We start from the raw sequence: 20,260 nt of genomic DNA on the forward strand, positions 1-20,260 counted from the left end.
TAACCACATAAAAACAAGAGAAGTATGAACGTAATACTGATTCATGGTTTTGGCGAAGACCACATTGTGTGGAACAAATTTATTTCACTGCTCCCACGAGAGCATACTTATGTAACTCCGAACTATGCCACACTTACGGATTGTGAGTCTATTGACGATTATGTGAGTTGGCTAAAGGGTATATTAAACGAACGGGAGGAAAATAAAAATGTTCTGATAGGACACTCGATGGGTGGATATATCGCTTTGGCTTTTGCTGAGAAGTATCCGGACGTGGTTCAAGGGCTGGGGCTTTTTCATTCGTCGGCGTATCCGGATGATGAAGAAAGAAAGGCTACAAGATTAAAGACCATTGATTTTATTGAGAAACATGGATCGGCTGAATTTATAAAAGACTTCTATCCGAAAATGTTTACAGACGAATTCAAGAAGAATAATAAGACACTGATTGATAGCCAGATTGAACGTTACAGCGCTTTTCCGAAGGAAGCGTTGAAAAACGCACAGATGGCCATGAGAAACAGGAACGATACTATAGCAGTATTGAAAGCGGCCAAGCACCCGATTATGATTATTGCCGGAGAAGAAGATAAGTTTGTACCTGTAGAAGCATCAAAAGAACAGATGAAATTATTGAAGAAGGGGTATTCTGATATTCTAAGTGGAGTAGCTCATGCCGGAATGTTCGAGAGACCTGAAGAATGCGCAAAGATAGTAACGGCTTTCTTACAAGGTTGCCGGGACTCCTATTCTTTAGAGTAAAATATGAATGATTATATTACGCTATCATGCTATCTCATGATTTTGCAATAGGGTGGTTCTGATTTTTACTATTAATTCTTTGTCAACTTTTTCATCAATTTTTCGCGCAAATAAATAGGATGAATTAATCATATAGTCAAAATCTTGGACTCTCCATGTGTACGGACTATTCCCCTGGCGTCTCGACCAATCAATCAATCTCATATTCTCTCTGTCAGGAATTTCAGATTCCAGTTGATTTCTTTCAAAATTAGAGTTCATCAGTTCGGTTTGTACAAATACCTCATCACAGCCGATTGTATATTTATAGGTCTCAATAATTGCGTTTTTTCTATTAATGAGATACTTCGCAAAGCCTGAAGTAATAGAAAACAATGCTGAGCCATGATAATATTTAGTAAATTCTCTTTTCCTTTTTATACGCAGCATCTTTTGTGACAAAACCAGACCATTACGTAGATACTTGTAAATGCGATTACCACGATAATTAAATCCATCTACAAAAAAATGATATCTTTCAGTTTTCCAAAGGGCATCATCAAGGTAATTATCGTTGAATCCGACATATTCTTTATTTGTTCTTTCAAAAAAATCGTGGATATAATCTTGTGATTTTATAGGTAAATCCATACCTGAAAGCGAATGGAGATACGTGTAAGGATACTCATTTAATGATTTTTCAAGCATGAATATTTCTGCTAGAATGAAACTCAATCCTCCCCAATAAACTTTGATTTTCTTGTCTCTGAAAATTTTGAAATTTGACCATCTGGGAGTATATGTAATCTGGTCTTCTGTAAGGCTTGATTTGCCGTCGATAAATAGAAAAATATCGTTGCGTTTGTCGTCGATTAATTCAAGCAGTATCGAAAGCTGCCACGGGTTATTAAAAGCAAGAATCAGATAAGCATGTTTTTTTTGCATATCTCTTTTCAATTATTTATTTTTTTAAGCAAGTTAGCTAAAGAATTTGTTTGTTAAAGGTAATAGGTTTGATTTTTTATGGAGTTGCAGCTTAAATGAACATAATCAGTAAATAGATTTAAATTTTGTTGTGGATTGGTAATAATGAGTTTCTGATTTTAATTATTAATTCTTTGTCAACGTTTTCATCAATTTTTCGCGCAAATAAATAAGGTGAATCAATCATATCATTAAAATCCTGAATTCTCCATGTGTATGGACTATTGCCATCACGACGTGACCAATCAATCAATCTCATGTTCTCTCTATCCGGAATTTCAGACGTAGATGGATTTCTATCAAACGATGAGTTTACCAATTCAGTTTGTAAAAATACCTCTTCACAGCAAAGAGTATAACTATAAGATTTCCTTATTGCAGCTTTTCTATTAATAAGGTGTTTCGCAAAGCCCAATGAAATGGAAAACAGCGCAGAACCATGATAGTATTTAGTAAATTCTCTTTTCCTTTTTATGCCCAGAATCTTTTGTAATAAAACCAGACTAGTACGTAAATACTTGTAAATGCGATTACCACGATAATTAAATCCATCTACAAAAAAGTGATATCTTTCAGTTTTCCAAAGAGCACTATAAAGGTGATTATCATCAAATCCGACATATTCTTTAGTCGTTTTACCAAAAAAATCATGGATATAATCTTGTGACTTTATTGGTAAATCCGAACCGGATAGGAGATGGAAATAAGTATATTCATATTCGGCTACTGCCTGCTCAAGCAAAAATATCTCTGCCAATATTAAACTCAGCCCACCCCAGGAAACCTTCATTTTTTCGTCCCGGAAAACCTTGAATTTTGAATGTACAGGAGTATAATGAATTTGATCTTCTTTTAAGGTTGATTTACTATCAATCAATAAGAAAATGTCATTGCGCTTATCATCAATTAATTGGAGTAATACTGAAAGTTGCCACGGATTGTTATGGGCAATAATTAAATAGGCATGTTTCTTCTTCATTTTCTTCTTTCAATTACCAGAACTTTTGCGGGCTTCAGAAACTTCATGAGGAAATGTTGCACCAAAAAGTCCGGAACCCGCAATTACATAATCGTACATTCAATTCTATTTGCTCACCTAAAACTGTAATAACTTGAGATAGGCTTTTATATCTCATAGCTAAAGCTACTGATTTACAGGCAAGTTTCAGGTATTAAAATATATGATTTATTCCTTCTTAGCTATACAAACTGATAATGAATCTATAATTACAATAGCTGATAAACAGGAGAGACTAGTAGTTCTCCATAGCTCACTCTTTTGTATAGGCTTACTTCACCACTTTTAGAATACCCTGCATAACTGTGTAATGCCCGGGGTACGTACATACAAATGTGTAATCGCCCGGAGTGGCAGGTACAACGAAGTAAATAGACTCCTGTGCTTCGGGCTGCATCAATCCTGTATGAAACAGTACTTCGCCTAAATCAGGCACATAAGCTTTGCTTTCACCTTCAAGCCCCATTTTAAACGCCGCTTCACCTACTTTACCGACGGTACCGGGTTTTACAATAACCAGATTATGCAGCATGTCATCGTTATTATTGAAAACCAGACGTATTCTGGCTCCGGCTTTCACTTGCACCCGAGCAATATCAAATTTTAATCCCGGCTTAGTGCCTATGGTGATAGTCTGATCAACTTTGCCTCCCCATTCTGCAGGTATTTCCAGTACTCTTTTAGCGCTGGTCTTTAGTTCTGCCTTAGATGTGTTAGTCGTCGAATGTCCCGCATGTTCATCAGCTGGTTTCTTTTCGGCTACAGCATATTTAGCAATGTCCATTCTCGGTGCTTCGTCATTAATGTTGTTGAGGGTGTAGTATCCCACGTTGTGCAGTAAGGGTCTGTCTTCGGTGTTTTTGATTCCCTCCAGACGCAATTCATGAATATAGCCTAATCGAAGCGAATCTATGGCCAGTCGTACACTCAACCCGTCTTCTGCCACCTGAATAGCCTGTATGCTCAGCTTTTTGGCATTAATTATCGGGCTGCCATAGTTGTGGTGATACTTATAGGTAAAGCTATTAAGTTTATAAGAGTCAATATCTTTCGCCAATTCTTTACTAACCGGCTGGGTGAATTCTATCAGAAAACCATCAGGCATTGATTTCACAGTTTTTATCTCAAATGGTGTTCTGCCTGTCCATTCCATTCTTTGAAGTCCGAACTCGTCTTTTCCGGTTGAAGACCATCCACGACTGGTCATGCCCACAAACATAGAATGGTCAAGTCCCCATTGCATACGCAGAATCCCCGATTGGAATCCTTCACGGAAAGGGAAACATATTCCCTGGCTTTTACCTTTTACCTTTTCGATAAACACACGCATAATTTTGCTATGCCCCTGGTCGCCTACAAAGAGCTGACCGGCAAATGGTCCGAATTTCCCATCTGATAAATCTTCGGCGATATCTGAAGTAGAGATACCCATCAATGTATGTGGAAACCACACGGCAGGAACTTTAAGGTTGGATACACGTTTGGCTACGTCATACATAGGTTCTCCGGTATCGGGTATATCAGATGCCTTGATTTTGAGCGGTGAGCCCGTCTCTGATGTCCAGACAAGACCTTCCGGATTTCCGGCAAAATCGCCCGATTCCAATTGTGTCATGCGTCCTGAGCCTACCCAGTCTCCCTGATTTTCAGTATAATAAATATCACCGTTTTTGAGCACATTGAAACCGGCCGGAGAACGTAAACCCGTTGCCCAGGGCGTCATTTTTCCATCAGGAGTCAATCTTAACATCCATCCACGCCATTTGGATAAACTGGCACCGTGGCCAATCCAACCCAGATTAAGTGTTATCAGCAGGTCATTATTGGGCAATACTACAGGGCCGTATGAATACTCATGGTAGTTGCCCGAAAGTGGAAATTTATAAAACGAACTGTATTCGTCAGCTACTTCGTCACCATCATTGTCTTTCAGAATGGTTACTTCACCTCTTTGAGTAGCCCACAGATTCCCCTTGATGTAATTAAGACCTAATGGCTCGTGTAAACCGGATGCAAATCTTTTATAGGTAGGAGTGGTGCCGTTTTTCATATAAGGATTCGAAACGACCCATACTTCGCCACGACGGGTACAAACTCCCAGACGGCCGTCTGGCAATACTGCCAGCCCGCCTACTTCCAGTTTTACGCCTTCAGGTACGGGCAAGGTTACAATGCGGTAAAAATCTTCTTCTACCAAAGGTCGGTTTTGTGCATATACTCCCGAAATGGTGAATAATAATAGAATGAATATCTTTCTCATTTTCAGATTTGATTGAATGGGTTTTGGTTGTCGTGCAACCCTGATTTATTAGAATAGCACCTGGTTTACCACAAAACAGTGTAGGAAACGTTGCCTGTCAGTGGTACAATAATCTCCTGTCCGGCCCGGGTATTTCTGACAATGGGTTTCAGCTTGGCATCTAACCGGATGTAACTATCGTTGGCATTGCCGTTTTCTAAAAGATAGAATCCCTTACTGATTTCGGTGATGCTTTTCGCTTCTCCAAGTCTGGTATAGAGATTATTTCCTCCGTTAGCACTGATCACCGTTGTAAGTCCTCCATCGGCAGAAGGTGTTAATTTCTGTGTTATATCTGTTCCTTTATACTGGTATTTATACGTGAGTAATCCTTCCGCATCAAGTACATAGCCTTTAAAAACGAAATCGTTATAATCATCAAGGGTGTCAGGCATAGACTCATTAGTGTTGGCTAAAGCGGCTATCATTGTTTTGCCGGAGAAAATGGCCTTTACACCTTTCGGTTTTAGTAATTGCGGTTCTCCACGCTCATGAAACATCTCGGTTACATCGGCAAAGTCGCCACGCCATGCATAAAGCAGAGTGCCTTGATCCAGATCGAACGAATAATGGGTACCTGCCGGTGTGCCCACAGAAATGGCATGTGTACGTTTTTTATCATTAAACATCACAAACGAACGGATGACTTCCACCTGATTTTTGGGAGTAATACTTATTTCACCAACTGCCTGCGGAGAAGGAAGGGAGGTTTCGGCATGTAGCGGATAGGCTCTGATTTCCGGCCCTGCTGCAAAAAGACCTAACTCTGCCCGCCACCATACTTTGTTGTATCGAATCTCGATCGGATGCTTCCCTTTCTTCAAATCAAGATAAGCAGCTCTTGGTCTGCGATAAGTTTCCCCGCTTTCTAATGGTATCACATCTTTGCCATCAACCGTTACTGAGGCTTTTCCAGCATAGTCGGCTATCAATGAGTAACTGCCGTCCTTTTCTACGTCCAGATTACCTTTAAAGATCAACAGAAAACGATTGAAACCTGCACCATAATTTTTAGTAAGTGCGTTGGTTGTACCTTTATCATTAGGGGTAGTGCTTTTAGGTGCAAATTGCTGATTCCAGTCGTAGGTATCATACATTTCATAACTTAAGTCACTCAGCTTCAAAGGTTTTTCTTTATTATATTTAAGATACTGAATGTTTCTGACAGCTATAGTGCCCGATTTATTCTCAAAAGCCAGAGGCCCTTCGTTTTTACCTTCAGTTGGTATTACGTATCCCTGCTGTATCACTACATTATTGAGTGTCACTTTTTCTATGATTAAAGCCCCTCCATAAGGTGCATCAGAGAAAGTCACTTCTAATGTTTGCCACAGACCTACGGCTTTACCTGCATTCTGTCCCGGTAATTGAACAGTACCATTCGGTCGGAGTATAGCCCCTGTAGCACGGGTATTACTCAATACAATGCCATGGCGCCCCTGAATATAAAAAACACCGTCGCTGTTATTACCCAGCATAAATTCAAATCTGACTTTCGCATCGGCAGTGTTCAGTTTTGAAGTGGTTTTCCCCGGAGTATTCGAAAACAATAATTGATTGCCTGCCTTAAAACCGGCTTTCTTTTTGAATGGATTATCAAGGCTCTCAGCCGTTTTCCAGTTTCCGGTGTCCCAGTTGTCAATAGGCAACTGGTTTAATGGAAATTCTTGTGCAAGGGCTTGAAAATAGAAAAAAGACGCCATAAAAATGGCGAGGTAGCGTAGGTGCATGGTTGAATTCGTTACAGTTTTGTACAAAACTAGCCGAATAATTGTGTTTCCTACAATTAAAATCGGAAAAACTTTTTAAGTACTAATGAAACAGTTTTGTACTTTTGCTGTGAATTAATGAAACCAAAGCATTTTATGTCAAAACCAACTTTATTGATTTTGGCGGCTGGTATGGGGAGCCGCTACGGAGGAGTGAAACAACTGGATAAGTTTGGCCCCAACGGCGAAACAATTATAGATTATTCAATATATGATGCTATCAAAGCCGGATTCGGAAAGATAGTGTTTATCATCAGAGAAGAATTAAAAACTGATTTTCAGGAGATATTCGGACCTAAACTAGAGGGTAAAATTGACTATGATTTTGCCATTCAGAGTGTACAAAGTTATGTGCCTGAAGAATTAGGTACTGTTGACCGTACCAAGCCATGGGGAACAGGTCATGCTGTATTGTGTGCCTGGGAACAAACAGACACCCCTTTCGCGGTAATTAATGCCGATGATTTTTACGGATACGAAGGGTTTAAAATCATGGCTGATTTCTTATCAGATAATACAGATGAAACCTGCCATGCAATGGTAGGCTATCAGATAAAAAATACATTGTCTGAGAATGGTTCAGTGTCCAGAGGAGTATGTGAACTGGATAAAGGCGGGTTTCTGGAAGTAGTAACCGAACGCACCAAGATTTATCGTCAACCCGACGGACAGATCGTATTTGAAGAAAAAGATGCTCTGACAAATCTGGACGACAATACCATTGTTTCGATGAACTTCTGGGGTTTTATGCCTAATGTTTTTCCGGTAATTGATGCCATGTTCAAAGACTATGCGGTTAAAAATCTGCATTCGCCCAAAGCCGAATTCTATATACCAACCGTGATGACTTACCTGATTCAGAACGATTTGGGTAAATGTAAGGTGTTTTCTAACGAATCAGAGTGGTTTGGAGTAACCTATCCGGAAGATAAGCCAACTGTTACAGAAGCATTGAAGAAACTGTCTGAGCAAGGCAAATACCCGGTTGCAGATTGATAAAAGTTTAACCTGATGAACATTACCTATCGAAAAGCCACACTTGCCGATGTAAAAGAACTGGCAAGACTGAGAGTTGAATTTCTTAAAGAAGTACAAAGCAAGGAAATGCATCTGATTGATGCGGAAGGTCTCTACGATGTACTGAAAGATTATTTTCAGAAACATCTGGAAAGAGACGAAATTGTTGCCTGGCTGGCAGAGGCAGATGGCGAAATAGTTTCTACCAGTGGGCTATGCTTTTTTAAGATTTTTCCGGGCTTTTCGTTGCCGGACGGCAGAGTTGCCTACATTCTTAATATTTATACATTACCCGCCTGGCGGAAAAAAGGACTGGGCAAAAGGATTTTCGAACATATTGTTGAAGAAGCTAAAAGAAGAGACTATAAACGTATTTCTTTACATGCCTCAGAAGACGGCCGGCCGATTTATGAAAAATTCGGTTTCCGGGCTACCACCGATGAAATGGAACTGAGACTATCTTAAAACCCTTATCTGAAACCTATTATACAGAGATGATTATTATTGATGCGCATTTAGATATGGCCATGAACGCCATTGAATGGAACCGCGACTACAGACGAACGGTTGAGGAAATCCGGACAATGGAACAAGCAATGACCGATAAGATTGATAGGGGAAAAGGAGTGGTTTCACTGCCGGAGCTTCGTAAAGGTAAAATTGCCCTGATTGTAGCAACTCAATTAGCACGGTTCAGCGAAAACAATGGTAACATGCCGGGTTCTGGCTGGAATTCGCCGCATCAGGCATGGGCTATGACTCAGGCGCAACTGGCGTGGTATCAGGCAATGGTTGAGGCCGGAGAAATGGTTCAGATTACCACCCGTGCACAACTGGATAATCATATTGCCTTGTGGGAGAATGCTTCTGTTGAAGATGCCACAAAGCCCGTCGGGTTCATACTGAGTCTGGAGGGGGCAGATTCTCTCGTTAATCTTTCTTATCTTGAAAAAGCCTATAGTTATGGGTTAAGAGCCATCGGTCCGGCACATTATGGCCCAGGGCGATATGCACCCGGCACAGGAATGACGGGCGGCCTGACCAAAGAGGGTAGAGAACTGGTGAAAGAAATGGATAAGCTCGGTATGGTACTTGATGCCACTCATCTGACCGACGAAGGCTTTGACGAAGCCCTTGATTTGTTTCAGGGACAGGTATGGGCGAGCCACCATAATTGCCGCAGTCTGGTGCCACACCAAAGACAATTGAATGACGAACAAATTAAACGTTTAATAGAAAGAGATGCTGTGATAGGGGGGTGCCTTGACGTATGGATGCTGAAACCGAATCTGATTCAGAGACAGATAGACCCACGTGCAGTAGGTGCGAATCTGGAAGTGTTGATTGACCATTACGACCACATATGCCAGATAAGCGGTAATAGCTTGCATATTGCCATTGGTAGCGACCTTGACGGTACTTTCGGAACAGAACAATCTCCCTACGATTTAGATACCATTGCTGATTTGCAGAACTACCAACATCTGTTAACCAAAAGAGGCTATACAGAGACTGATATAGAGAATATTTTTCATAAAAACTGGCTGAGATTAATGCGCAAAGCGCTGGCCTGATAATCATATACAGAAATACGGTTTTAGAGAAAATACCATTATATTTGATAAATCATTAAAAGAAACTATGGCGAATTGGGTAAAGGTTTTTGAGTCTCCGAATGTGTTCAGAGCAGAAATGCTCAAGAATGAATTACTGAATCATGAAGTAGCGGCTGTAGTTTTAAATAAGAAAGACCGGAGCTACCTGTTAGGATGGTGCGAAGTGCACGTGCCTGATCACCAGGAAAGTATTGCAAAAGAGATTATTGATATATTCAACCAAAATGACGAGGAAACTGAACCAACTATCTAACCTGAACCAACGAATCATTGCTGCTGTTATAGGGGTGTCAATTATTTTGGCCTGTGTGCTTTATAATGAATGGACATTCTGGATTTTGTTCCTCATTATCAGCATCTTAACCCAACGTGAGTTTTACAAATTATTGAAATTAGATGCCAATCTTCCTTTGGCATTTTATGGTACTTTCTGCGGTGCGGTGCTCAATGTGCTTACTTTTTTTATTGAAAAAGACATCATCCCGTTTAAGTTCTATTATGCAGTTGTGCCTCTGCTGACAACTACTTTTTTTATAAAGCTATACAAAAAAAGAGATGCCAAGCCTTTTGCAAACCTTGGGTACACTTTTTTGGGTATTATTTATGTAGCAGTGCCGTTTGCACTCATTAACGAATTGGTACTCACTGTCAACGGCTATGAACCGACACTATTATTAGGTTGTCTGTTCATTTTATGGGCCAGTGATACAGGCGCTTATTTTGCGGGCAGGTTTCTGGGTAAGCGTAAATTATTTGAGCGCGTTTCTCCTAAAAAGACCTGGGAAGGTTTTTTCGGAGGGGCAATATTGGCATTGGTCGTGGCGTTTGTTTTAACAAAGTATTTCGATTGCGTGTTGCCCTGGCAATGGTATGCTGTGGCAGTAATTATTTCGGTAACCGGGACACTTGGAGATTTGGTGGAATCATTATTTAAGCGTAGTATTGCTATAAAAGATTCGGGGAGTATGATTCCCGGGCATGGAGGATTTATGGATAGATTTGACGGGCTGTTGCTCTCAATGCCTTTCATAATTACGTTCTTAAAGATTTTTGCTTAATCTTTCAGAAGCCTCGCTGGAAAAAAATGTTTTAATAGAGTGTGTTGACCGTTACCCTTACTGAAATACAATGAAAAGAAATCTTACATATTTATTTGTTTTTATTTGCCTGATTATAAGTCATTTGTCTTTTGCTCAGGGCGAAATTAAATACGTTACTTTTTCAGGAGTAGTTATTGATGGCCAGACAAAAGAACCTTTACCTGGTGCTTATATTACTATTCCGCAGGCAGGCAGAGGAACACTTTCAAATAGTAGGGGATATTTTGCTTTGTCGGTATTTCCGGGTGACACCGTCATGTTCAGTTATCTGGGTTTTAAGAAACAGTACCATGTGATTCCACGGAAGACCGATGTAGATTATTCAGTATTTGTTGAGCTGCAGGTAGACTCAAAATTGTTAAAAGAAGTTAAAGTTTATCCGTTTAATACTGAAGAAGAATTCAAGCAGGCACTGGTAGATATGAAACTACCGGATGAGCGTGAGCGACAAATACTAAGGGAAACATATAGTGCTGAAAACATAGCCAAAATGGCCGCCGTGCACGGTATGACAGCCACTGATAATTTTAAGTATGGGAATAGTCAGTTTTTGAAACAGATTGAAAACCGCGGGTCGGTAACAACCAACCCACTACTGAATCCGTTCTCATGGGCAAACTTTGTGAAATCTATTAAAAGCGGAGCATGGAAAGATAAATCGTGGAAGGCAGGAGCCGACGCAGCTCCCCGCGACAACGTAACCCGAGACCAGTATTTCAGAGATAACCTGAAGAAGAAAGACTAAAGCCGGGCAGGCTCTATTAGCCTGTTAGGTGCAATAATATAACTTTATTATAGTGTAATTGTACTATAGAAAGAAATAATACCTACTTCAGTAGATTTCTACCGCGCGTATCTGTTTTTATTATAACTTTGTTCTCCGATACTGTACTTGGATTGTTTGCCTGATGGCATTGAATCATGCAGATTTTTTTAATATTTATCGGAACAAATACATTCTTCTTTCAATGACTCATACACCTTCTGACGCCATTCTACTTCTCGAAGATGGCACTGTTTTCAAAGGTAAAGCTCTTGGTAAAATCGGTACTTCGGCTGGGGAAATCTGTTTTAATACCGGAATGACCGGCTATCAGGAAATTTATACAGATCCTTCTTATTTCGGACAAATCATTGTAAATACTACTTCGCACATTGGTAATTATGGCGTAGTGCTTGACGATGAGGAAGAGTCGAAGAGTGTAACCATAAGTGGTATGGTTTGCAATGCCTTTGCCAATCATTATTACTCGCGTACAACTGCCGATTTCTCTTTGCAGGAATATTTTGAGCGTGCCGGCATTGTTGGAATCTGCGATGTAGATACCCGCCAGATTGTAAGACATATCCGCGATGCAGGTGTGATGAACTGCATTATTTCTTCTGAAATCCTTGATCCGGAAGAACTGATGCTTGAACTGAAGAAATGTCCATCAATGGAAGGACTGGAACTATCGTCGGTAGTAAGTACACCTGAGCCCTACACCATGGGTGAAGAAGATGCCAAATACAAAGTGGCGGTACTAGACTTTGGTGTGAAGAAAAGCATTCTTAAAAACTTTACATCCAGAGATTGCTACTGTAAGGTTTTCAATGCCAAATCGAGTTTTGAAGATATTCAGGCTTTTAATCCTGACGGATTCTTCCTCTCAAATGGCCCTGGCGACCCTGCTGCCATGCCTTATGCAGTTGAAACCATTAAAGATGTAGTAGACACCGGTAAGCCGGTATTCGGCATCTGTCTGGGGCACCAGCTATTGGCCCTTGCCAGTGGAATTGAAACCTATAAAATGAAAAACGGACACCGTGGACTGAACCATCCGGTTAAAAACCTGATTACGGGCTACTGTGAAGTTACGTCTCAGAACCACGGTTTTGCTGTAAAGCCCGACCAGGTGAGAAGTAATGAAAATATAGAATTAACACATGTGAATCTGAACGACGATACCATTGAAGGTATCCGCCGGAAAGATAAGCCTGCATTCTCAGTACAATATCACCCGGAAGCATCACCGGGGCCGCATGATTCAAGATATCTGTTTGATAATTTTGTGGAAATGCTGGAGAATTAATATCTGAAACGATATTAGCTACTGAAAGATAAATGGATAGGACGGTTTTTTAAATCGTCCTATATTTGTAAAAGGGAGTCTGTCATCTGAATGCTACAGCATCCCAATGTCTCCGTTCGACCTATAACCTGTTTAAATTGATTATAAGGCTTTATGCAATTATATAGTACAAAACACCAAAGCCCTGATGTAAATCTAGAAGAAGCCATTTTCAGAGGGCTACCTCCTGATAACGGCTTGTATATGCCGACCAGCATTCCGAAGCTGCCACAGACCTTCTGGAATAGTGTTGAAAATCTGAGTTTGCCCGAAATTGCTTTTGAAATAGCTCATGCACTGATTGGTAGCGATGTACCGGTGGATGATTTAAAAGTACTGATAAATAATGCTATTGATTTTCCGGCCCCTTTGGTAGAGGTTGAAGAAGATACTTATTGCCTTGAATTGTTTCATGGACCTTCTATGGCATTTAAGGATTTCGGTGCCCGGTTCATGGCTGCACTAATGTCTTATTTTCTGCAGAAATCAGAGAAACAGATTCATATTTTAGTGGCCACCTCTGGTGATACCGGTGGGGCTGTAGCGCAAGGCTTCTATCAGGTACCTAATATTGATGTGACGATCCTATATCCGAGTGGTAAAGTAAGTGACATTCAGGAAAAGCAATTAACTACATTAGGAAAGAACGTAAAAGCCCTGGAAGTAGAAGGTACCTTTGATGACTGCCAGAAACTGGTTAAACAGGCATTTCTGGATACAGAATTAACCGGCCGTTTTTCATTGGCATCAGCCAACTCCATTAACATTGCGCGACTGATTCCTCAGGCGTTTTATTATGTCAATGCTTATGCCCAACTGAAAAAGAAAGGGCTGAATAAAGAGATTGTGATAGCTGTGCCCAGTGGTAATTTTGGTAACTTAAGTGCAGGTATCATCGCCTGGCGAATGGGTATGCCTGTGAAACAATTTATAGCAGCTACCAATGTAAACAAAGTAGTACCTGATTACCTGGAAACGGGCGTTTATAAAGCCATTAACCCATCACTCTCTACCATTTCGAATGCGATGGATGTGGGTAACCCGAGCAATTTTCCGCGTATGCTGGCATTGTTTGATAATGATCTGACACAGATGCAGAAAATGCTGACAGGTAGTTTTTACTCTGATACTGAAACTAAAAATGCCATGCGACTAGTATATGAACGCAACGGCTATGTAATGTGCCCGCATACAGCAGTTGCTTATTTAGGTTTGAAAGATTATACAAATACCCTGCAGGAATCTGTTTCCGGCGTTTTCTTCTCAACAGCACATTATGCCAAGTTTCTGGATGTGGTAGAAGAAGTAATAGGCACACAGCCTATCCCTGAAAGACTATCAGCATTGCTGGATAAAGAAAAACAAGCAACTAAAATCAGTACAGACTACGAAGAGTTTAAACAAAAACTGGTAGAGTCGTTTTCTTTAAGCTGATATAGAATCGGAAAAGATTCCGGTAAAAAAGCCTTGCTTTGGGAAAATAGCAAGGCTTTTTTTATAATTTAGCCAATCAATTAAAACCTTTCTTATTAATAGATATGATTAACGTTGCCCTGGTAGGTTTCGGACTTTCGGGAAGATACCTGCAAGCCCCCTTCTTTGAAGTTAACCCTAATTTCCGCTTAAAGACAGTTGTTACCAATAGTCAGAACCCGCAAGCCATTTTCCCGTCGGTGCAGGTAGCTAAAAGCATAGATGAAGTGCTGGCTGATGATGAAATTGATCTGGTAAGTATCTGTTCACCAAGTGCTACACATCATGAGCTGGCTATCAAAAGTCTGCAAGCGAATAAGCATATTCTGGTTGAAAAACCCTTTACTTCTACAGTGGCCGAGGCAGAAGAGATTATTGAACTTGCCAGAAAACAGAACAGAGTTGTGTGTGTGTTTCAGAACAGACGCTTCGACGGCGATTTCAGAACGGTAAGAAAGGTTGTGGAAAGTGGGGTTTTAGGTGAATTAATCAGCTACGAAGCACATTACGACCGCTACAAGCCTGTATTAAATCCTAAAAGGTGGAAAGAAGTGGTAAGCCCGGCTAATGGTATTCTGTATGATTTGGGCGCACATATTATTGACCAGACTATTACGCTTTTCGGGAAACCACAAGGTGTATGGGGTGAAACTTTCGTACAGAGAGAGGGCTCTGAAATTGACGATGCGTTTGATATCAGGTTGGATTACGGCAAACTGAAAGTTACATTGAAAGCCAGCCTTTTGGTACGGGAAGAAGGCCCGAGATATGTGTTGCATGGCACCAGGGGGTCGTTTGTGAAATACGGGCTCGATGTGCAGGAAGATAATCTAAAAGCCGGACTCATGCCGGGTATGGATGGTTATGGTATTGAATCAAAACAGAATAGTGGCATTTTGAATGCTGAGATAAACGGTATATCGGTCAGAGGGCATGTAGATACCGAGGTAGGCAATTGGGGGCTATTATTCCAGAATCTCTATGAAGCTATTACCGAGGGCAAAGAACTACTCATTAAACCCGAAGAAATACTCGAGCAACTAAAAGTTATCGAAGCAGTGAAGCAGGCATAATTGAGCGAATAAATAAAGAATTAGAATTCCATTGCGTTCATTAATAAGGGCTGTAGTAATTTTTTAAAATTATTACAGCCCTTATTAATGAACAATATAGTGTTATAAATCTTCTTCCTCTGAATCAGTTAGATTGCCCTTCATTCAGATAAATAATTTTACCTGCTTTCTTCGGATATCTGAACTCCTGTTTTAATAGAAGCTATTTTGCATAAGTTAATTTACAATTGATTTACAATCTTTTACCGGATTTCTAAGGGAATTTAGAATAGAAGCATTAATCTTGATTAAGATACGTAATTTATGTATCAACAAAGGCTTGACCTCATCATCGTTTAAATGCTCATGTATGGTAAGAAATTATTTTAAAATAGCGGTACGTAATCTTGTCAAAAACAAGATTTACTCTTTGATTAATATATTTGGGCTTGCTATTGGTATAAGTTGCATGCTGCTGGCGTATTTGTTTGTCAGAGACGAGATGGACTTTGATACATTTCATCAGAATAACTCTAATATTTATCGGGTAACAACAACTATCGCAGAAGAACCCGGAGCGGAAAGGCAACTTACAGGAGGTACCGGAATGGTGCAGGCTCCTGTCTTTAAACAACAAATTGCTGAAATAGTAGCTATTACCAGAGTGATGGGAGGGAACATGCATAGTGATGTACATTCGGAACTTAAAGCAATTCGGTTAAAACCCTTATTTGTGGATAGCAGCTTTTTTGATGTATTTTCCTTTCAAATGCTCAGAGGTACGAAAGAGACTAGCCTTTCGGCATTAAATTCTGTTGTAATTACAGAAAAAACGGCACTACGTTTTTTTAACAGCATTGATGTATTAGGTAAATTACTTGAGCTTGATGCTGACCCATCAGCTAAACGATTGGGCAAGCCCTTAATAATTTCCGGCATTGTAAAAGACCCTCCTGAAAACTCGTCGCTTCAATTTGAAATGCTTATTCCATTCGGGTTTATGCAACTATCATTTGATGATAACAATTGGTTAAATAGTTATTTGGGTACATTTATGGTACTAAACCCCAAAGCCAATACAGACAATGTAATCAATAAAATGAATAAAATATATCGTGTCTATGCTAAAGATCAATTGGCAGAGAGCCTTAAAAATAAGCATGATCCTGATATAAACTACGGTTTGCAGTCAATCAAAGATATACACTTAAACCCCTTACAACTCAACGGTGAATCCGGAGTGGTTAAAACAAGCTCACCGATCTACAGCTATATGTTCGTGGGCATTGCTGCTTTTATACTGATTATGGCAAGCATTAACTTCATCAATATAAGTTTGGCAAATTCATTTTCCCGCTTTAAAGAGGTCGGTATCCGCAAAGTAACAGGAAGTACACAGCGACAAATTATATTTCAATTTCTGAACGAATCTGCCATTGTTTGTATGATGGCTTTCGTTCTGGCAATAGCAATTGTTTTTATCTGTCTACCCATGTTTAATGTTTTGTCAGAGAAATCTATCCGATTCATCAATTTATTAAGTATTCAGTCAATTTTGTGTTTGGGAGCATTGCTATTGATTAATATTTTTTTGGCGGCCTTTTATCCTTCTGTGGTGATGTCTTCTTTGAGGCCGATTGATGCGTTAAATAAAAAGCCAAAACTCTTGAATAATGGTCTCTTTGGTAATAGCCTGATTGTCTTTCAGTTTTTTCTTTCCATGGTAATGATTATTGCAACTATCATATTTTATAATCAAATGGATTTCATTCAGAATAAAGATCTGGGTTATGTTCCTGCTCAGGTTTTAAGATCTGAGATTCCGGGAGACAGGGACGTAAACAAAATTAGTTCACAGCTGAGAAATGAGCTTTTAACTAATAGTTTTATTGAAAATGTCTCATTTGGTGGTGAGTATGGGGCTTATAATACGAAATTTGAAAATCATACAATTAAAAGTACTTATAGGATTGCCGATTATAATCATATTCCAACTTTAGGCATCAAGTTAAAAGCTGGTAGAAATTTTTCCCCTGATTTCTCGGGGGACAGGCATCGTGGCCTTATTGTAAACGAAGCGTTCGTAAAAGCATTCAGAATTGAAAAACCTATAGGGGCTCAGATAGTGATTGATCCATATTTTGAGAAAGGCCCAATGGAAATAATAGGAGTTGTAAGGAATTTCCATTCGGGGTCTTTGAAAGAACGGATTGAACCGATGGCCATGTTTATGAGTGAACAATATGGAGGAGGTATATGGTTAAAAATAAACCATAAAAATCAAACGCTTGCTTTGAATTCCTGGGAAAAAACATTCAAAAGAATAATGCCCGGAGCAGTGTATCAATATAGTTTTTTAGATGAACTCAATCATAAACAGTATTATCAGGAAGAGCGCTGGCAAAAAATCATTGGTTATGCTACTGTCATTTCCTTTTTCATCTGCTGTCTTGGATTGTTTGGAATAGCAAAGCTTTCAGCACAGCGACGCACAAGAGAAATCGGCATACGCAAAGTTCTGGGTGCATCGGTCGCAAGCATTCTTGCCTTACTTTCAACCAGATTTCTTAAACTGGTAGTAATTGCTATTCTTATTTCGGTACCTGCGGGTTGGTATTTAAGTAATTTATGGCTACAGAATTTTGTATACAAAATCGAAATGCAATGGTGGTTTTTTTTAATAGCAGGTGCTGTATCATTACTTATTGCACTGTTAACAGTAGGCTTACAAAGTATCAAGGCGGCTCTTCTGAATCCGATTGAGAGTTTACAGACAGAATAACGAATTAGTAAACGATTCGTTGTAAACAAAAATGAGTGATTCAGTAAATTAATTACTGAATCACTCATTCGCTCAATCACTTAATTCATCAAGGCAATCCCAACAAGAAGCCAATAGTAAAGTTAGCATCCCAGTCGAATACGAATTGCTCGCAACCGGTAGCATCTTTAATGGCCTTGTAGATATTTATCCCTGCTTTGTCTTTGGCATCAGTCAGACCTTTATAGAATGCAGGCTCTTTCAACACTGTATAGCGTTCTTTGCCTTCTCTCACTTTTTTAGCCATTGAGAAAGGCACACCACCGATAATGAAACAGGTTTTGCGTTTCATGCTTGGTATAGCTGAGGCTTTTGTTTTTACTTCGTCATATACTTTGCCATCGTCAATATCATTCTGAAAATACTTGGCTCCGTAAGTTTCAAGTGCCGAAACACTACCGTTCGTAGACCATGAAATCTTTGTGTTACCTGAACCGATGTCGGTCACAAATGCTTCCTCTTCAAAATCTTCAGGCAATACACATTTCAAAGCCAAAGCACCTTCTTGTTCTGGGGTAACAGTATTTACAAAATAATTAAGGGCTTTCAGGTTTTTAACGATTTTCTGTGTAACATCGGCTTTCACTGCACCCGAGCTTACCACAAAGTGGATATCACGACCGCTTACACCGAAATCAAGCATGCCACCAATGTATTTTTTCAAGCCGGCTCTGATATCATCATCTGTGGCCATGTTTTCTGTTACCAGACTATTACCAAACTCGGCTTTTTCCAGTTTCCAGTTTTTGCTTTTGTCAATTCTTACAATAAATGAGTTGAAACCACTGGCGCCTAATTCAACCACGCCTTTCAGCTTACCATTGATCGGTTCACGGGCAACGTAATTAAAAGATGATGAATTGGAAGTACTTGCTTCTGAATTACTGCCCGAAGCAGCTGATGAACTCTCAGAAGCAGGGCCGCCTTCAGGCGCTTTGGTATCAGTTTCATCTATCTTGGTCTCGTTATTTTTATCTAATAAAGACTTGCCCCAACTTGTGTTATCAAGAACATATTTACCGCCAAAAAATAAACCTCCCAGAATGGCAAGCGTAAACAGAAAGCGGGCAAATGGTGTGAGTGTTGTTTTCATTGTGTTGTTATTTAAACCTACAGAGATTTTGAGTAATTGAAATAAATGGATAAATAAGATTTGTCTGTCACAGGCAATGGTTGTGCCTGTGACAGTATTTATAGATTTTATTCAAAAAGTTTGTCGTATTGGTTGCCCGACGGCTTGTTTGTAGGCACATCTTTGCCGGCAATCAGAGCCTTTTTGTCGTTGCCCAGTAGTAAAGAAACACCTTCCTGCTCCCATTTCTCAAGCATTTTCAGTCCTTCTTCTTCAAATACGCCATTTTGCAGGTCGATAGAATCCATGAAATTAGAAGACATCTCCATGAAGCGTTCCATTTCACCTACTTTCTGACTTACATCATCGGCAATTGATTCCATGGCCATATCAAACATCTGGCGCTGGTCTTTATTACCGTTCAGGATATTCATGGCCGAACGCATGGCCGAATGACTGGTACGGATGGCTTTACGCTCCTGTTCTTTTACCGCTACCTGATCTTTGATGTCTTCGAGCATTATCTCTGAATTTTCGTACATTTTATTGAGAACCCGGTAGAGAATCTCCATTTTTTTGTACAGATCTTCCAGCTTAATGTTTGACTCCTGCAAGCGGCCGGCTTTCCGGGCTTTTAGCACCATCATGGCTTGTTTATCTGTTTCTTTAGCCTTGCTTGCCAGATTAAGATCATTCTGAATCTGTTTCCTGTTGTTTTCAATGATAGTCTTCAGATTGTACATCTGCCCTTTAAGGGTAGAAATCTGTTGGTTCATTTTTCCCAGGTTATTGCGCAATTCGTCAACGTAAGTTTTCAGAATACCTATCGGGTCAAGCTGTATGAACAGTCCGGTTACCCATCGCATGATACTCTTATAAATGTAGAAAACAAGGTTTCTCATTTTTGGGTCGAGTATCATATATATAATTGCCGCCAGTGCAATAAGCAAGCCGGCCAGATAAAGCGTATTGGAGGCCAGAGTAATCAGAAAAGGCAGTGCTTTATACAATAAATAACCCCCACCTAATAATAAACCTGCGGCAAAAAGAGTACCTGTTTTGCCTTCAGGGCGTTCCCAAAACGATTTGGGTCTGGTTTCTTGCATTTCCATGTTTTATTGGGTATCCCTCCGCCCCCGGAGAAATTTGATAAGTGTATAATGATATGTTTACTTCAATCCGGCAGG

Annotated in this window: 17 protein-coding genes; 11 read left to right on the forward strand and 6 right to left on the reverse strand. The window is 39.9% G+C overall.

Annotated elements, in window-relative coordinates:
- Positions 1 to 24: 24 nt before the first annotated feature.
- Entirely contained in the window at positions 25 to 762 is a 738-nt protein-coding gene (locus AC1RRY_RS03635; protein WP_492817979.1) for an alpha/beta fold hydrolase, read from the forward strand.
- A gap of 24 nt (positions 763 to 786) precedes the next feature.
- On the opposite strand, the gene AC1RRY_RS03640 is transcribed toward AC1RRY_RS03635, so the two are convergent.
- From AC1RRY_RS03640 to AC1RRY_RS03655, 4 genes are all read right to left on the reverse strand, one after another.
- The gene (locus AC1RRY_RS03640) at positions 787 to 1,686 is read right to left on the reverse strand and encodes a beta-1,6-N-acetylglucosaminyltransferase (RefSeq protein ID WP_492817978.1); all 900 of its coding nucleotides are present in this window, start codon (positions 1,684 to 1,686) and stop codon (positions 787 to 789) included.
- Positions 1,687 to 1,804: 118 nt separating this feature from the next.
- Positions 1,805 to 2,704, reverse strand: coding sequence for a beta-1,6-N-acetylglucosaminyltransferase (locus tag AC1RRY_RS03645; RefSeq protein WP_492817977.1), 900 nt, complete (start codon positions 2,702 to 2,704; stop codon positions 1,805 to 1,807).
- Between the two features lie 310 nt (positions 2,705 to 3,014).
- Complete coding sequence (locus AC1RRY_RS03650; protein ID WP_492817976.1) at positions 3,015 to 5,003, reverse strand: plastocyanin/azurin family copper-binding protein; 1,989 nt, start codon at positions 5,001 to 5,003, stop codon at positions 3,015 to 3,017.
- A gap of 65 nt (positions 5,004 to 5,068) precedes the next feature.
- A complete protein-coding gene (locus tag AC1RRY_RS03655; RefSeq protein ID WP_492817975.1) occupies positions 5,069 to 6,772 on the reverse strand; it encodes a 3-keto-alpha-glucoside-1,2-lyase-like domain-containing protein in 1,704 nt (567 codons plus the stop codon).
- Positions 6,773 to 6,907: 135 nt separating this feature from the next.
- Between AC1RRY_RS03655 and AC1RRY_RS03660 the strand changes: the two genes are divergently transcribed.
- From AC1RRY_RS03660 to AC1RRY_RS03705, 10 genes are all read left to right on the forward strand, one after another.
- On the forward strand, positions 6,908 to 7,807 hold the full coding sequence (locus AC1RRY_RS03660) for a nucleotidyltransferase family protein (protein WP_492817974.1): 900 nt from the start codon (positions 6,908 to 6,910) through the stop codon (positions 7,805 to 7,807).
- A gap of 15 nt (positions 7,808 to 7,822) precedes the next feature.
- On the forward strand, positions 7,823 to 8,293 hold the full coding sequence (locus AC1RRY_RS03665; RefSeq protein WP_492817973.1) for a GNAT family N-acetyltransferase: 471 nt from the start codon (positions 7,823 to 7,825) through the stop codon (positions 8,291 to 8,293).
- A 29-nt stretch (positions 8,294 to 8,322) separates the two neighbouring features.
- Complete coding sequence (locus tag AC1RRY_RS03670) at positions 8,323 to 9,402, forward strand: dipeptidase (RefSeq protein ID WP_492817972.1); 1,080 nt, start codon at positions 8,323 to 8,325, stop codon at positions 9,400 to 9,402.
- A 67-nt stretch (positions 9,403 to 9,469) separates the two neighbouring features.
- Positions 9,470 to 9,697, forward strand: a complete 228-nt coding sequence (locus AC1RRY_RS03675) for a putative signal transducing protein (RefSeq protein ID WP_492817971.1) — start codon at positions 9,470 to 9,472, stop codon at positions 9,695 to 9,697.
- Positions 9,669 to 10,502 carry a phosphatidate cytidylyltransferase gene (locus tag AC1RRY_RS03680; RefSeq protein WP_492817970.1) on the forward strand — a complete coding sequence of 278 codons (834 nt, stop codon included), beginning with the start codon at positions 9,669 to 9,671 and terminating at the stop codon, positions 10,500 to 10,502. Before AC1RRY_RS03675 ends, AC1RRY_RS03680 begins: the two co-directional genes overlap by 29 nt.
- Before the next feature lie 70 nt (positions 10,503 to 10,572).
- Complete coding sequence (locus tag AC1RRY_RS03685) at positions 10,573 to 11,289, forward strand: carboxypeptidase-like regulatory domain-containing protein (RefSeq protein WP_492817969.1); 717 nt, start codon at positions 10,573 to 10,575, stop codon at positions 11,287 to 11,289.
- A gap of 223 nt (positions 11,290 to 11,512) precedes the next feature.
- Positions 11,513 to 12,616: a glutamine-hydrolyzing carbamoyl-phosphate synthase small subunit gene (gene carA, locus AC1RRY_RS03690; RefSeq protein ID WP_492817968.1), complete on the forward strand. Its 1,104-nt coding sequence runs from the start codon at positions 11,513 to 11,515 to the stop codon at positions 12,614 to 12,616.
- A 153-nt stretch (positions 12,617 to 12,769) separates the two neighbouring features.
- Complete coding sequence (thrC, locus tag AC1RRY_RS03695) at positions 12,770 to 14,089, forward strand: threonine synthase (RefSeq protein ID WP_492817967.1); 1,320 nt, start codon at positions 12,770 to 12,772, stop codon at positions 14,087 to 14,089.
- A 104-nt stretch (positions 14,090 to 14,193) separates the two neighbouring features.
- Positions 14,194 to 15,201, forward strand: a complete 1,008-nt coding sequence (locus AC1RRY_RS03700) for a Gfo/Idh/MocA family oxidoreductase (protein WP_492817966.1) — start codon at positions 14,194 to 14,196, stop codon at positions 15,199 to 15,201.
- Between the two features lie 409 nt (positions 15,202 to 15,610).
- Positions 15,611 to 17,962: an ABC transporter permease gene (locus tag AC1RRY_RS03705; protein ID WP_492817965.1), complete on the forward strand. Its 2,352-nt coding sequence runs from the start codon at positions 15,611 to 15,613 to the stop codon at positions 17,960 to 17,962.
- A gap of 88 nt (positions 17,963 to 18,050) precedes the next feature.
- Here the strand turns inward: AC1RRY_RS03705 and AC1RRY_RS03710 are convergent, their stop codons facing one another.
- Both AC1RRY_RS03710 and AC1RRY_RS03715 read right to left on the reverse strand, forming a co-directional pair.
- Positions 18,051 to 19,094, reverse strand: coding sequence for a hypothetical protein (locus AC1RRY_RS03710; RefSeq protein WP_492817964.1), 1,044 nt, complete (start codon positions 19,092 to 19,094; stop codon positions 18,051 to 18,053).
- Between the two features lie 107 nt (positions 19,095 to 19,201).
- The gene (locus AC1RRY_RS03715; RefSeq protein ID WP_492817963.1) at positions 19,202 to 20,185 is read right to left on the reverse strand and encodes a hypothetical protein; all 984 of its coding nucleotides are present in this window, start codon (positions 20,183 to 20,185) and stop codon (positions 19,202 to 19,204) included.
- Between the last annotated feature and the right edge of the window lie 75 nt (positions 20,186 to 20,260).

It is taken from the genome of Emticicia sp. GW821-FHT11C11 (assembly GCF_058808615.1).